The 13,706-nt window shown below is 70.4% G+C and carries 12 protein-coding genes; all 12 read left to right on the top strand.

Annotated features, from left to right (window positions below):
* Positions 1–1,584, top strand: coding sequence for a ferredoxin:protochlorophyllide reductase (ATP-dependent) subunit B (gene bchB, locus AC1MIR_RS12515; protein WP_480028482.1), 1,584 nt, complete (start codon positions 1–3; stop codon positions 1,582–1,584).
* A complete protein-coding gene (locus AC1MIR_RS12520; protein ID WP_480028483.1) occupies positions 1,559–5,197 on the top strand; it encodes a magnesium chelatase subunit H in 3,639 nt (1,212 codons plus the stop codon). The genes bchB and AC1MIR_RS12520 overlap by 26 nt, the downstream gene beginning before the upstream one ends.
* Entirely contained in the window at positions 5,194–6,105 is a 912-nt protein-coding gene (gene bchL / locus AC1MIR_RS12525) for a ferredoxin:protochlorophyllide reductase (ATP-dependent) iron-sulfur ATP-binding protein (protein ID WP_480028484.1), read from the top strand. Before AC1MIR_RS12520 ends, bchL begins: the two co-directional genes overlap by 4 nt.
* Positions 6,105–6,806, top strand: coding sequence for a magnesium protoporphyrin IX methyltransferase (bchM, locus tag AC1MIR_RS12530; protein WP_480028485.1), 702 nt, complete (start codon positions 6,105–6,107; stop codon positions 6,804–6,806). The genes bchL and bchM overlap by 1 nt, the downstream gene beginning before the upstream one ends.
* Positions 6,803–8,239, top strand: coding sequence for a BCD family MFS transporter (locus AC1MIR_RS12535; protein ID WP_480028486.1), 1,437 nt, complete (start codon positions 6,803–6,805; stop codon positions 8,237–8,239). The genes bchM and AC1MIR_RS12535 overlap by 4 nt, the downstream gene beginning before the upstream one ends.
* A 20-nt stretch (positions 8,240–8,259) precedes the next feature.
* Positions 8,260–9,045, top strand: a complete 786-nt coding sequence (gene puhA, locus AC1MIR_RS12540) for a photosynthetic reaction center subunit H (protein WP_480028487.1) — start codon at positions 8,260–8,262, stop codon at positions 9,043–9,045.
* Positions 9,042–9,716: a photosynthetic complex putative assembly protein PuhB gene (gene puhB / locus AC1MIR_RS12545; RefSeq protein WP_480028488.1), complete on the top strand. Its 675-nt coding sequence runs from the start codon at positions 9,042–9,044 to the stop codon at positions 9,714–9,716. The genes puhA and puhB overlap by 4 nt, the downstream gene beginning before the upstream one ends.
* Before the next feature lie 3 nt (positions 9,717–9,719).
* Positions 9,720–10,169, top strand: a complete 450-nt coding sequence (gene puhC, locus AC1MIR_RS12550) for a photosynthetic complex assembly protein PuhC (RefSeq protein ID WP_480028489.1) — start codon at positions 9,720–9,722, stop codon at positions 10,167–10,169.
* Positions 10,170–10,173: 4 nt separating this feature from the next.
* A complete protein-coding gene (locus tag AC1MIR_RS12555) occupies positions 10,174–10,494 on the top strand; it encodes a hypothetical protein (RefSeq protein WP_480028490.1) in 321 nt (106 codons plus the stop codon).
* Complete coding sequence (gene acsF / locus AC1MIR_RS12560; protein WP_480028491.1) at positions 10,491–11,567, top strand: magnesium-protoporphyrin IX monomethyl ester (oxidative) cyclase; 1,077 nt, start codon at positions 10,491–10,493, stop codon at positions 11,565–11,567. The genes AC1MIR_RS12555 and acsF overlap by 4 nt, the downstream gene beginning before the upstream one ends.
* A gap of 15 nt (positions 11,568–11,582) precedes the next feature.
* Entirely contained in the window at positions 11,583–12,377 is a 795-nt protein-coding gene (puhE, locus tag AC1MIR_RS12565; protein WP_480028492.1) for a putative photosynthetic complex assembly protein PuhE, read from the top strand.
* Positions 12,378–12,498: 121 nt separating this feature from the next.
* Positions 12,499–13,706, top strand: a 1,208-nt coding sequence (gene hemA / locus AC1MIR_RS12570) for a 5-aminolevulinate synthase (RefSeq protein ID WP_480028493.1), incomplete at its 3' end; no start/stop codon positions are given.

Here is a 13,706-nt window from a genome sequence, read left to right on the forward strand (position 1 = left end):
ATGCAGCTCGCCGTCTGGACCTACGAAGGTCCGCCCCATGTCGGCGCGATGCGCATCGCCACCGCGATGCGCGACGTCCACTACGTGCTGCATGCCCCGCAGGGCGACACCTATGCCGACCTGCTGTTCACGATGATCGAGCGGCGCGCGGCGCGTCCGCCGGTCACCTACACCACCTTCCAGGCGCGCGACCTCGGCGGCGACACGGCGGAGCTGTTCAAGACCGCGGTGCGGGAGGCGTATGAGCGCTTCCGGCCGCAGGCCATGCTGGTCGGGGCCTCCTGCACGGCGGAGCTGATCCAGGACGATCCGGGCGGGTTGGCGAAGACGCTCGGCCTGCCCATTCCCGTCGTGCCGCTGGAACTGCCGGCCTATCAGCGCAAGGAGAACTGGGGCGCCTCCGAGACCTTCTACCAGCTCGTCCGCGCCCTGGCCGGTCCGCATGCGCCGCCCCCCGGCACCAAGCGGCCGCCCGGCCGCCGCGCCAACATCCTGGGGCCCACGGCGCTCGGCTTCCGTCACCGCGACGACGTCACGGAAATCCGCAATCTGCTGGAGGCGATGGGTGTCGAGGTCGGCGTCGTCGCGCCGCTCGGCGCCAGCCCGGCCGACCTCGCGCGCCTCGGCGAGGCCGACTTCAACGTGGTGCTGTATCCCGAGATCGCGGGCCAGGCGGCGTCCTGGCTGAAGCGCAGCTTCGGCCAGCCTTGCACGACGACGGCGCCGATCGGCGTCGGCGCGACACGCCGCTTCTGCGCGGAGGTTGCGGCGCTGGCGGGTCTTCCGGCCCCTGCGGACGACGCAACGCTGCGCATGCCCTGGTACTCGCGCTCGGTGGACAGCACCTACCTCACCGGCAAGCGCGTCTTCATCTTCGGCGACGCCACGCACGCCATCGCCGCCGCGCAGGTCGCCGCGAAGGAGCTCGCCTTCGAGGTGGTCGGCCTCGGCACCTACAGCCGCGAATTCGGCCGCGAAGTGCGGGAGGCGGCGAAGGCCCTGAACCTGGAGGCGCTGGTCACCGACGACTACCTGGATGTGGAGGCGGCGATCGCCGCGGCGCAGCCGGAGCTCGTGCTCGGCACGCAGATGGAGCGCCATGTCGCCAAGCGGCTCGGCATCCCCTGCGCGGTGATCTCGGCGCCGGTCCATGTGCAGGACTTCCCGGCGCGGCACTCGCCGCAGATGGGCATCGAGGGTGCGAACGTGCTGTTCGACACCTGGGTGCATCCCCTGATGATGGGCCTCGAGGAGCATCTGCTGACGATGTTCCGCGACGACTTCGAATTCCATGACGGCGCTGCGCCCTCGCACCTCGGTGCGGGCGCGCCGGCGCCGGACGAGCTGGGCAACGGGAGGGCGCCCGCCGCGCCGTCCGTGCCCGCGCCCGCGGCGGTGACTCCCCACGCCGTCGCGGGCGACCCTATCAGCTGGGGCGCGGATGCAGAGCAGGAGCTGAAGAAGATCCCGTTCTTCGTGCGGGGCAAGGCCCGCCGGAACACCGAGCGCTTCGCCGCAGAGCGCGGCATCGGCGTGATCACCCTCGAGACGTTGTACGATGCCAAGGCCCATTACGCCCGCTGAGGCGCCCGTGGTCCGCGTGGCGATCGTCACGATGGACAGCCACCTCGCCGGCGCGATGCTGCAGGCGCGCGGCGATCTGGCGCGCGAGATGCCGGGGCTGCAGCTCGTGGTGCACGCGGCCGACCGCTGGGCCGGCGATCCCGCGGCGCTCGCCGCCTGCCACGAGGACATCGCCCAGGCCGACATCGTGGTCGCGGCGATGCTCTTCCTCGAGGAGCACATCGCGGCCGTGCTGCCGGCGCTCGCCGCGCGCCGCAACGCCTGCGACGCGATGGTGTGCATGCTGTCGGCCGGCGAGGTGATGAAGCTGACGCGGCTCGGTCGGTTCGACATGGGCGCCGAGGCCACCGGCGTGATGGGTCTGCTCAAGAAGCTGCGCGGGTCGAAGAAGGGCGCCGGGTCCTCCGGCCAGGGGCAGATGCGCATGCTGCGCGAATTGCCGCGCCTGCTGCGCTTCATTCCCGGCACGGCGCAGGATGTGCGGGCCTATTTCCTGTCGCTGCAGTACTGGCTGGCCGGCAGCCGTGCCAACCTGGCCAACATGGTGCGCCTGCTGGTGAACCGCTACGCCGCGGGACCGCGCCGTGCCCTGGCCGGCTCGCTGAAGGTCGCGCCGCCGGAGCACTACCCGGAGGTCGGCCTCTATCATCCGGCGATGGCCGCGCGTGTCGCGGAGCGGGTCGAGCAGCTGCCCGACCCCGCCGGTGCTGGCGGCACCGTCGGCCTGCTGATCATGCGCAGCTACGTCCTGGCGGGGAACGCGGCGCATTACGACGGGGTGATCGCGGCGCTGGAAGCGCGCGGGCTGCGGGTGGTCCCCGCCTTCGCTTCCGGCCTCGACAATCGCCCTGCCGTCGAGCGCTTCTTCATGAAGGACGGCGCGCCGGCGGTGGATGCGGTCGTCTCCCTCACCGGCTTCTCGCTGGTCGGCGGCCCCGCCTACAACGACAGCCACGCGGCCGAGGAACTGCTGGCGCGGCTCGACGTGCCCTACATCGCCGCGCATCCGCTCGAATTCCAGACGATGCGCCAGTGGCAGGCCGATCCGCGCGGCCTGCTGCCGGTGGAGGCGACGATGATGGTCGCCATCCCCGAGCTCGATGGCGGCATCTGGCCGATGACCTATGGCGGGCGCTGCGGCGCCGATGCGCAGGGCAAGACCTGCCCCGGCTGCGACGGCGTCTCCTGCCAGCGCGACATGCGCGTGCATCCGGAGCGGGCGGACCGCCTGGCGGAGCGCGTGGCGCGCCTGGTCGCGCTGCGGCGTGCGGAACGGCGCGAACGCAAGGTGGCCATGGTGTTGTTCAGCTTCCCGCCGAATGCCGGGAACATCGGCACCGCCGCCTATCTCGGCGTGTTCGAATCGCTGCACAACACGCTCCGCGCCATGGCCGAGGCCGGCTACGAGGTCGAAGTGCCGCCGAGCGTGGAGGCGCTGCGCGAGCGTGTGCTGCACGGCAACGCCGCGCAGTTCGGCGCGATCGCGAATGTTGCCGCGCGGATCGGCGCCGACGACCATGTGCGGCGGGAGCGCCACCTGGCCGAGATCGAGCGGCAATGGGGGCCCTCGCCGGGCCGTGCGCAATCGGACGGCGCGAGCATCCATGTGCTGGGTGCGCAGTTCGGCAATGTCTTCATCGGCATCCAGCCCGGCTTCGGCTGGGAAGGCGACCCGATGCGCCTGCTCTTCGAGCGTGGCTTCGCGCCGACCCACGCCTTCAGCGCCTTCTACCGATGGATCCGCGAGGATTTCGGCGCCCATGCCGTGCTGCATTTCGGCACCCATGGCGCGCTGGAGTTCATGCCGGGCAAGCAGGCCGGCCTCTCCGCCGAGTGCTGGCCGGACCGGCTGATCGGCGAACTGCCGAACTTCTACCTCTATGCCTCCAACAACCCCTCCGAGGGGATGCTGGCGAAGCGGCGCGCGGGCGCGGCGCTGATCTCCTACCTGACGCCGCCCGTGGCGAATGCCGGGCTCTATCGCGGCCTGCTGGACCTCAAGGCGTCGCTCGACCGTTGGCGTGGCCTCGATCCCGATTGCGACCCGGCCGTGCGCGATTCGCTGGCGGAGCTGGTGCAGGCGCAGGCGGCCGCGGTGGACCTGGCGCCGGCGGAGCCCGGCTGGACGGCGGCCGAGCTGGAAGGGCGCGTCGTCGCGCTCACCGACGCGCTGCTGGAACTGGAATACACCCTCATCCCCCACGGCCTTCATGTGATCGGCGGCGTGCTGACGCCGGAACAGCGCGCGCAGACGCTGGATGCCGCGGGCGTCACCGACGCCGCCGAACGCGCGCGGCTGGAGGGCCTGCTCGCGACCGATCCAGAACTGCCCGCGATCCTGCACGCACTCGATGCCGGTTATATCCGTCCCGCTCCGGGCGGCGACCTGCTCCGCACCACCGCCGTGCTGCCCACGGGCCGCAACCTGCACGGCTTCGACCCCTTCAAAATTCCCTCCGCCTTCGCCGTCCAGGACGGCGCGCGCCAGGCCGACCGGCTGCTCGCCCGGCATGCCGAAGGTGGCCGCGCACTGCCGGAGACGGTGGCGATCGTCCTCTGGGGCACCGACAACCTGAAGACCGAAGGTGGCCCCATCGCGCAGGCTCTTTGGCTGATGGGCGCGGAGCCGCGGCACGACAGCTACGGCCGTGTCTGCGGTGCGAAGCTGATCCCGCTCGAGAGGCTCGGCCGCCCGCGGATCGACGTGATGGTCACGCTGTCCGGAATCTTCCGCGATCTGCTGCCGCTGCAGACGAAGCTGCTGGCCGAGGCCGCGCTGCTGGCCGCGCAGGCCGAGGAGCCGGCGGAGCTGAACTACATCCGCAATCACGCGCTCGACTTCCAGGCGCGCCATGGCGGCGGGCTCGAGCAGGCGGCGCTGCGCGTCTTCGGCAATGCCGAGGGCGCCTATGGCGCCAACGTCAACGGCATGATCGACGCCGGCGTCTGGACCGACGAGGACGAATTGGCCGAGACCTATGTCCGGCGCAAGGGCTTCGCCTATGGCGTGGACGGCAAGCCGGCGCGGCAGGACCAGGTGCTGGGTCACCTGCTCGGCAGCGTCGAGGTCACCTACCAGAACCTCGACAGCGTCGAGGTCGGGCTGACCACCATCGACCAGTATTTCGACACGTTGGGCGGCATCAGCCGCGCCGTGCGTCGTGCGCGCAACGGCGCGGAGGCGGCGGTCTATGTCGGCGACCAGACGCGCGGGGAAGGCACGATCCGCACCGTGGCCGAGCAGGTCGCGCTGGAGACCCGCACCCGCGCCCTCAATCCGAAGTGGTTCGAGGCGCTGCTCGCGCATGGCTACGAAGGCGTCCGCCAGATCGAGGCGCAGGTGACCAACACCATGGGCTGGTCGGCGACCACCGGCCAGGTCGCGCCCTGGATCTACCAGCAGCTGGCGCAGACCTACATGCTGGATCCCGAGATGCGGGCGCGGCTCGCGAAGCTCAACCCGACGGCCTCCGTGCGCATCGCGAACCGCCTGATCGAGGCCCATGAGCGCAGTTACTGGCAGCCGAGCGAGGATACGATCGAGGCGCTGCGCCGCGCCGGCGAGGAGCTCGAGGACCGGCTCGAGGGAATAACAGTGGAGATGGCCGCGTGACCGTGATCATGAGACCGCCGCCGGGTTCCAGCCTTTCGCGCCTCGGCGATGGCGACGGCAGCGTGCAGGTGCACACGGACGCCGTCGCGAAGATCGAGGGCGCGACCGTCTTCGCCATCTACGGCAAGGGCGGAATCGGCAAGTCCACCACCAGTTCGAACCTGTCCGTCGCCTTCTCCAGGCTCGGCAAGCGGGTGCTGCAGATCGGTTGCGATCCCAAGCACGACAGCACCTTCACCCTCACCGGCAGGATGATCCCGACGGTCATCGACGTGCTGGATTCCGTCGGCTTCCACGCCGAGGAGCTGCGCGCCGAGGACTTCGTGTTCGAGGGCTACAACGGCGTGCTCTGCATCGAGGCCGGCGGCCCGCCGGCCGGCACGGGCTGCGGCGGCTACGTGGTCGGGCAGACGGTGAAGCTCCTGAAGGAGCACCACCTGCTCGAGGAGACGGACATCGTCATCTTCGACGTGCTGGGCGATGTGGTCTGCGGCGGCTTCGCGGCGCCGCTGCTGCATGCCGACCGCGGCCTGATCGTTGCGGCCAACGACTTCGACAGCATCTTCGCGATGAACCGCATCGTCGCGGCGATCAAGGCGAAGTCGGCGAACTACGGCGTCCGGCTCGGTGGCGTCATCGCCAACCGGTCCAGGGAAACCGACCAGATCGAGAAGTTCAACGCCGTGTCCGGCATGAAGACGCTGGCGCATTTTCCGGATCTCGACGTGATTCGGCGCTCGCGCCTGGCGAAGAAGAGCCTGTTCCAGATGGACGACACGATCCCGGATGTGAGGGCGGCCCAGGACGAGTATCTCCGTCTCGCCGCTTCGCTGCTCGCCGGTGTCCAGCCGCTCGAGGCAGCACCGCTGAAGGATCGCGAGATCTTCGACCTGCTGGGGTTCGACTGATGCCGACCCTCACCTACGAGACTCGCCGAGGCGAACTGCACGAGTATTTCGACCGCACCGCGATGCGGGCGTGGGAGAAGCTGACCTCCGATGCGCCGGTCAGCGGCATCCGCGCCACGGTGCGGGCGGGGCGCGATTCCATGCGCGGCGCGCTGCTGTCGTGGCTGCCCACGGATCTGCGTGGCCTCCGGCTCCTGGATGCCGGCTGCGGCACCGGCGCGCTCTCCATCGAGGCCGCGCAGCGCGGGGCGGAGGTGCTGGCGGTGGACATCGCCCCAGCGCTCGTGGAACTCGCGCGCAACCGTGCGGCGACTGCCGGCGTCGCGGACCGGATCGACTTCCGCACCGGAGACCTGCTCGATCCCGCGCTGGGACGCTTCGACCATATGGTCGCGATGGACAGCCTGATCCACTATCGGCCGGAGGACACGGTCCGCGTGCTGGCCGGGCTGGCGGCACGCGTTTCGGGCTCGATGCTCTTCACCTTCGCGCCGCGCACGCCGCTGCTGGCGGCGATGCACGCCGCGGGGCGCTTCTTCCCGCGCGGTGACCGCGCGCCGGCTATCGTGCCGGTGGCGGAGGCTGCCCTGCGCCGGCTGGTTGCGGCCGAGCCGGCGCTCGGCGGCTGGGCGGCGGGCCGGGACCGGCGCGTCGCCACCGGCTTCTACACCTCCCATGCGATGGAGCTGTGCCGGCGATGAACCGGGTCGAGGCGAAGCTTGCGCGGATCTGGACCAAGGTCGGCAGCGAGATGCTGCCCTTCGCGGACGCGGTCTCGAACGAATTGCCCTGGTCGCGCCTGCTGCGGCTGTCGCTGTTCCAGGTCTCCTGCGGGATGATGGCGGTCCTGCTGATCGGCACGCTGAACCGCGTGATGATCGTGGAGCTGCAGGTGCCGGCGGGCCTCGTCGCCTCGATGCTGGCGCTGCCGCTTGTCTTCGCGCCGTTGCGTGCGCTCATCGGCTTCAAGTCGGACAACTACCGATCCGTTCTGGGTTGGCGACGCGTGCCGTACATCTGGTTCGGCACGATCGCCCAGTTCTCGGGCCTGGCGATGATGCCCTTCGCGCTGATCGTGCTCTCCGGCGACACCTGGGCGCCGCCCTGGGCCGGACAGCTTGCCGCCGCGGTCGCCTTCCTCTGCGTCGGCGCGGGCATGCACACCGTGCAGACGGTGGGCCTCGCCCTGGCCTGCGACCTGTCGCCCAAGAAGGCGCAGCCCAATGTCGTGGCGGTGCTGTCGCTGATGCTGCTGCTGGGCATGGTCGTCGCGGCGGTGCTGTTCGGGCTGCTGCTGGCGAATTTCAGCCAGTTGCGCCTGATCCAGGTGATCCAGGGCTGCGCCGCGGCGACGCTGGTGATCAACTTCATCGCGATGTGGAAGCAGGAGCCGCGCAATCCGGAGCGGACGCAAGGCCTGCAGGAAGGCGAGCCGGGATTCGCCGAGAGCCTGCGTGCGCTGCGCGCCACCGGCCCCTGGGGCCGCCGCCTTCTGGCCGCCGGGCTTGGCTTCGCCGGCTTCGCGATGCAGGACGTCCTGCTCGAGCCCTATGGCGGGCAGATCCTGGGCCTCGGCGTCGGTGCGACCACGGGCCTGACGGCGCTGATGGCGGGCGGCGGCGCCATCGGCTTCGTCGCCGGCGCGCGCTGGCTCGGCCGGGGCGCGGATGCGCATCGCCTAGCCGCCTATGGCGCGCTGCTCGGCTGCTTCGCCTTCGGCCTCGTCATGGTGTCGGCCCCGCTCATGTCGGTTGTCGCCTTCGCGCTCGGAGCGCTCGCGATCGGCCTGGGCGGCGGCCTGTTTTCTCACGCCACGCTCACGGCCTGCATGCGCTTCGCGCCCCCCAACCAGATCGGCCTCGCTCTGGGCGTCTGGGGCGCGGTGCAGGCGACGGCCGCGGGGCTTGCGATCGCGTCGGGCGGCATCCTGCGCGACGTGCTGAACGGCCTGGCGCTGCAGGGTGCGCTGGGCGAGGCGATGGCCGGCCCGGCAACCGGCTACCTCGCCGTCTATGGCATCGAGATCCTGCTTCTGTTCCTCACCGTGGCCGTGGTCGGCCCGCTCGTGCGCGGCACGGGCGTCAGCGCCCGTCCGCATCCGGGATCCGGCCTCGCCGGGTCCGCCCAGATCTGAAGGATCAACGGAGGTCCGCCATGACGACAGCCCCGACATCGGTCTTCCAAGACCTTGCGGCACTCTCGCTGTATCTCTTCTTCGCCTTCTTTCTGTTGCTGGTGCTCTGGCTGCACCGCGAGGGCAAGCGCGAGGGATACCCGCTCATCTCCGACCGGGCGGGCCGCCCGCTGCGCGCCCCGATCGAGGGGTTCCCCGCGACGCCGGAGCCGAAGCGGTTCATCATGGCCCACGGCCATCACGACGTGATGGCGCCCGGCCCGAGGGAGGAGCGGGACATGGACCCGCTGATGACGGCCTATGATCCGTTCCCCGGCGCGTCCCAGATCGCGACGGCGGAACCGATGCAGGCCGGCATCGGGGCCGCGTCCTATTCGCTCCGCGCCGATACGCCCGACATCACCTGGGACACGCAGGAGCCGAAGATCGTGCCGCTGCGCGCCGCGCCGGGCTGGCACATCGCCGAGGACGATCCCGAGATCCGCGGCCGGCCGGTCTTCGGCCTGGATGGCAGGATCGCCGGCACGGTGGTGGATCTCTGGGTGGACAAGTCCGACGTGCTGCTCCGCTACGTCGAGGTGGAGGTGGTGGGCAGCGGCAAGCGCGTGCTGATCCCGCTCGGCCTGGTGCATTGGTGGGGCGACGGCCCGGTGAAGTGCGACACCGCGACCTGCGCGCAGATCGCCGCGGCGCCGACCACCGCCCACCCCGAGCGCGTGACGCTCCGCGAGGAGGACCGCATCAGCGGCTACTTCGGCGGCGGCGAGCTCTACGCCACGCCCGAGCGCGCCGAGCCGCTGGCATGAGCACGTCGCCTCGCCCCACCTTCAGCGAGCACGACAGCGAGCCGGTGCCCGGCCTGCCCGGGCCGCTGCCGGACGGCGAAGCGATCCTCTGGCAAGGCAGCCCGAGCTGGCGCGGCCTTGCCCGCCGCGCCATGCATCTCCGCGCGCTCGCGATCTACTTCGCGGTGCTCGCCGTCTGGCGCGCGGCGCTGCAATCGGCCGACGGCGCAGGCATGGCCGAGGCCGCGCAGGGGATGGGCTTCATCCTGCTGCTGGGCGCCGTGCCGATCGCGTTGCTGGCCGCCTACGCCTGGTTCTCGGCGCGCAGCACGATCTACACCGTGACCACGCGGCGGATCGTAGTGCGCACCGGCGTCGCGCTGCCGATGACGATCAACATCCCCTTCGCCGTGATCGGCAGCGCCGGCCTTGCCCAGCATGCGGACGGCACCGGCGACATCCTGCTTCAGGTGATGCCGCCGCACCGCATCTCCTGGCTGGCGCTGTGGCCGCACACCCGTTCCTTCCGCGTGATGCGGCCGCAGCCCATGCTGCGGGCCGTACCGCAGCCGGACAGCGTGGCCCAGATCCTGGGCCGGGCGCTGGCCTCCGCGGCGGCGATGCCGGTGCGCCCGATCGCCGGCCGGAAGGCGGGCCAGGCGGCGGACCGCCCGGCCGAGGCGATGGCCTAGGCCATGGCACAGGCGCTCTCCCGCCCGGCCTTCCTGCCCCGCGGCATGCTGCTGGCAGCGGTTGCCGTGGTGGGCGGCACGCTGCTGCTCGCCTCGCTCGGGCACCAGGCGCCGGTGAACCCTGCGGTGACGGGCGAAAGGCCGGTCGCGACGCGCGACCTGCGCTTCGCCGATCGCGACGACGGCGCGGTGGTGGTTAGCGATGCGCGCACCGGCGCCGTGATCGAGGTGCTGCCGGGCGGCAGCGAGGGCTTCGTGCGCGGCGCGATGCGCGGGCTCGGGCGGCAGCGCCGGATCGCCGGGCTCGGTCCCGACCTGCCCTTCCGCCTCAGCACCTGGCCGGACGGCCGCATCACGCTGCTGGACACGGCGAACGGCAACACGATGGAGCTGCACGCCTTCGGCAGGACCAATGCGGAGGCATTCCTGAAACTCTTGGCAACCGAGGAGTGAAGCCATGACGGACCACTGGGGAGTGGGCCGGGCGATCTTCGGCGGAAAGACCGTCGAGGTGCCTTGCACAGTGGAGATCGAGCGGACGGCGGATTACTTCTTCGCCAACGCCATCCCGGAAGGGATCGAGTTGCGGCCCGGGGACCGCGTGCTGGTGCACGGCGCACCCGACCATATCGACTTCGGCGAGAAGCTCGCCTTCGCCACCACCGCCACCGTCTATCTGGCCGGCCCGCTGGAACGGTTCTGGACCCGCTGGTCGGCGCTGTTCGAGATCACCGAGCTCTATCACTGCGGCTTCGAGCCGAAGGAGGTCGCGGCATGAACGCGATGACGCCGGCGGGCCGCCCGTCCTCCTCCTCCGAGACCACGAAGATGGCGCTGACCGAGACGGTCCTCTCGCCGCGCTTCTACACCACGGACTTCGCCGCGATGGACGCGATCAGCGTCGAGCCGGTGCGCGAGCAGTGGGACAAGCTGATGGCCGAGTTCCACGCCGATCCGAACAAGGGCCACTTCATCCGCACGGCCGAGTTCGACGAATTCGACATCGAGAGCCTGCCCGTGCCGCTGCAGAAGGAATTCGTCGAGTTCCTGGTCAGCAGCGTGACCGCCGAATTCTCCGGCTGCGTGCTCTATGCCGAGATCAAGAAGCGCGTGACGAACCCGGACATGAAGGACCTGTTCGGCGTGATGGCGCGCGACGAATCGCGCCATGCCGGCTTCATCAACGACACCCTGAAGGACATGAAGGTCGGCGTGGACCTGGGCTTCCTGACGAAGGCGAAGAAATACCACTACTTCCAGCCGAAGTTCATCTTCTACGCCACCTACCTGTCCGAGAAGATCGGCTACGCGCGCTACATCACCATCTTCCGCCAGTTCGAGCGGCATCCCGAGCTGCGCATCCACCCGATCTTCAAGTGGTTCGAGAAGTGGTGCAACGACGAGTTCCGTCACGGCGAGGCCTTCGCCCTGCTGATGCGCGCCAACCCGGACCTGGTGAAGGGCGTCAATCGCTACTGGGCGCGGTTCTTCCAGCTTGCGGTCTTCGCCACCATGTATGTGCGCGATCATGCACGGCCGGAATTCCACAAGGCGCTGGGGATGGACGCCACGGAATACGACATGCGCGTCTTCCGCATCACGGAAGAGATCTGCCGCCAGGTCTTCCCGGACACGCTCGACGTGGACAACCCCGCCTTCCTGCGCAACCTGCAGCGGCTGAACGGCATCGCGGAGGCGCTCGGGCGGGCGAAAGCCCAGGGCGGCGTCGTCGGCAAGGCCAAGCAGGCGGCCCTTTCCGCCGCGGCGGCCACGGTCTTCGCGCGGCTCTACCTGATGCGTCCGCGGCGGCATGCGCTGCCCGACGACGCGCGCCTTTCGCCGGCCTGGTAGGGCAGGGGCGCCGACATGGCCGAGCACGGGCTTCCCGCCCTCTTCACCCTCCTGGTCTGGTGGTCGAGCACCGGCTTGATCATCTACCTGGACGGGTTGCGGCGCGAGACCTTCCGCTGGACCATGCTCGGCGCCACCACCCTGCTGCTCGCCGGGCTGTTCGGGCTGCATGCCGTGGCGCGCGACACCGGCGTCACCGCGGCCTGGCTCGGATTCGTCTGCGGCGTGCTGTGCTGGGCCTGGATCGAGATCGCCTTCCTGACCGGCGTGGTGACGGGGCCGCGGCGCACCGCGATCGCACCCGACCTCGGCGGCTGGCCGCGCTTCAGGGCGGCGGTGGCCGTGATCCTCTGGCACGAGCTGGCGATCGTCGCCATCGCGGCGGCGATCCTGGCCTTGACATGGGGCGCGCCGAACCAGATTGGCACCTGGACCTTCCTCGCCTTCTGGGCCATGCGACAGAGTGCCAAACTCAACCTGTTCCTCGGCGTGCGGAATCTTTCGGAATCCTTCCTGCCGGAGCATCTCCGCTATCTCGAAAGCTATTTCGCGCGCCGTCCGATGAACCTGCTGTTTCCCTTCTCGGTCGTGGCTGGCCTGATCGCCGCGGTCATGCTGGCGCTGGCGGCGCTGTCGCCGGATGCGACGCGGCACGAGGCGGTGGGCTTCACGTTGCTCGCCTCTCTCGTCGTGCTCGGCCTGCTCGAGCATGTGTTCATGGTGCTGCCAATCCCGGCCGACGCGCTCTGGCGCTGGGGCCTGGCGTCGCGCACGCGGGAGGGGCGGCCGCAACCGTCCCGCGCGGCGTGAGTGCATCGCGCTTGATCCCGATCAACGCCGGCGCGCCGCGCGCCTGCCAGCCTTCCTGCCGCGTCGCGCCGGCGCGCCAGGGCCAGTGCCGCTCGGCGCCAATTCGTGACTGGGGGCCATGATGAACTACGAAAGCTTCTTCCGCGCGCAGCTCGATGGACTCCGGCGCGAGGGGCGCTACCGCGTCTTCGCCGACATCGAGCGCCAGGCGGGCAGCTTTCCACGCGCGATCCGGCACGACGCCGGCCGCGCGCGGGAGGTCACGGTCTGGTGCAGCAACGACTATCTCGGCATGGGCCAGCACCCGAAGGTGCTCGCCGCGATGCATGACGCGCTCGACCGCTACGGCGCGGGCGCGGGCGGCACGCGCAACATCTCCGGCACCAACCACGAGCATGTCCTGCTGGAGCATGACCTTGCCGACCTGCACGGCACGGAATCGGCACTGCTGTTCAACTCCGGCTACATGTCCAACTGGGCGACGCTCTCGACCCTAGCATCCCGCATGCCGGGCTGCGTCATCGTCTCGGACGAGATGAACCACGCCTCGATGATCGAGGGCATGCGCCACTCCCGGGCGGAGCGGCGCGTGTTCCTGCACAACGACGTGGCCGACCTGCGCCGCGTGCTGGCCGATCTGCCGGCGGATGCGCCGAAGCTCGTCGCCTTCGAATCGGTCTACAGCATGGATGGCGACATCGCCCCGATCGCCGAGATCTGCGACGTGGCCGACGAATTCGGCGCCATGACCTATTGCGACGAGGTCCACGCCACGGGCCTCTATGGCGCGCGCGGCGGCGGCATCACGGAACGCGACGGCGTGGCGCACCGCGTCACCGTCATCGAGGGCACGCTCGCCAAGGCCTTCGGCGTGATCGGGGGCTACATCGCGGGCAGCACGGCGATGTGCGACTTCGTGCGCAGCTTCGCCTCCGGCTTCATCTTCTCCACCGCGCTGCCGCCCGCCGTCGCGGCCGGCGCCCGCGCCGCCATCAACCACCTGAAGCAGAGCGGCGCGGAACGCGAGGCGCTGCAGGAACGCGCGCGCACCTTGCGCCGGCGGTTGGACGCGATCCAGGTGCCGCATCTGGCGAACCCCAGCCACATCGTGCCGGTGATGGTCTATGACCCGGTGCAGTGCAAGGCGATCAGCGACATCCTGCTCGACCGCTACGGCGTCTATGTCCAGCCCATCAACTACCCGACCGTGGCGCGCGGCCCGGGACGGCGGCGCCGCCGGTGGCCACCAGCATGTCGCCGGCGCGCGCCGCCCCGGCCGCGGCGGCGATCGCGTCCCGGTCGTCGGGCGCGATGGGCAGGATCAGCGGC

The sequence above is a fragment of the Falsiroseomonas sp. RANM36 genome (genome assembly GCF_056682175.1).

What these genes read in the sequence shown, in the direction of transcription:
- AC1MIR_RS12520 (WP_480028483.1), top strand. Translation starts at nt 1,559, where the DNA reads ATGCCAAGGCCCATTACGCCCGCTGAGGCGCCCGTGGTCCGCGTGGCG.
- acsF (WP_480028491.1), top strand. Translation starts at nt 10,491, where the DNA reads ATGAACGCGATGACGCCGGCGGGCCGCCCGTCCTCCTCCTCCGAGACC.
- bchM (WP_480028485.1), top strand. Translation starts at nt 6,105, where the DNA reads ATGCCGACCCTCACCTACGAGACTCGCCGAGGCGAACTGCACGAGTAT.
- puhE (WP_480028492.1), top strand. Translation starts at nt 11,583, where the DNA reads ATGGCCGAGCACGGGCTTCCCGCCCTCTTCACCCTCCTGGTCTGGTGG.
- AC1MIR_RS12555 (WP_480028490.1), top strand. Translation starts at nt 10,174, where the DNA reads ATGACGGACCACTGGGGAGTGGGCCGGGCGATCTTCGGCGGAAAGACC.
- puhA (WP_480028487.1), top strand. Translation starts at nt 8,260, where the DNA reads ATGACGACAGCCCCGACATCGGTCTTCCAAGACCTTGCGGCACTCTCG.
- puhB (WP_480028488.1), top strand. Translation starts at nt 9,042, where the DNA reads ATGAGCACGTCGCCTCGCCCCACCTTCAGCGAGCACGACAGCGAGCCG.
- puhC (WP_480028489.1), top strand. Translation starts at nt 9,720, where the DNA reads ATGGCACAGGCGCTCTCCCGCCCGGCCTTCCTGCCCCGCGGCATGCTG.
- bchB (WP_480028482.1), top strand. Translation starts at nt 1, where the DNA reads ATGCAGCTCGCCGTCTGGACCTACGAAGGTCCGCCCCATGTCGGCGCG.
- AC1MIR_RS12535 (WP_480028486.1), top strand. Translation starts at nt 6,803, where the DNA reads ATGAACCGGGTCGAGGCGAAGCTTGCGCGGATCTGGACCAAGGTCGGC.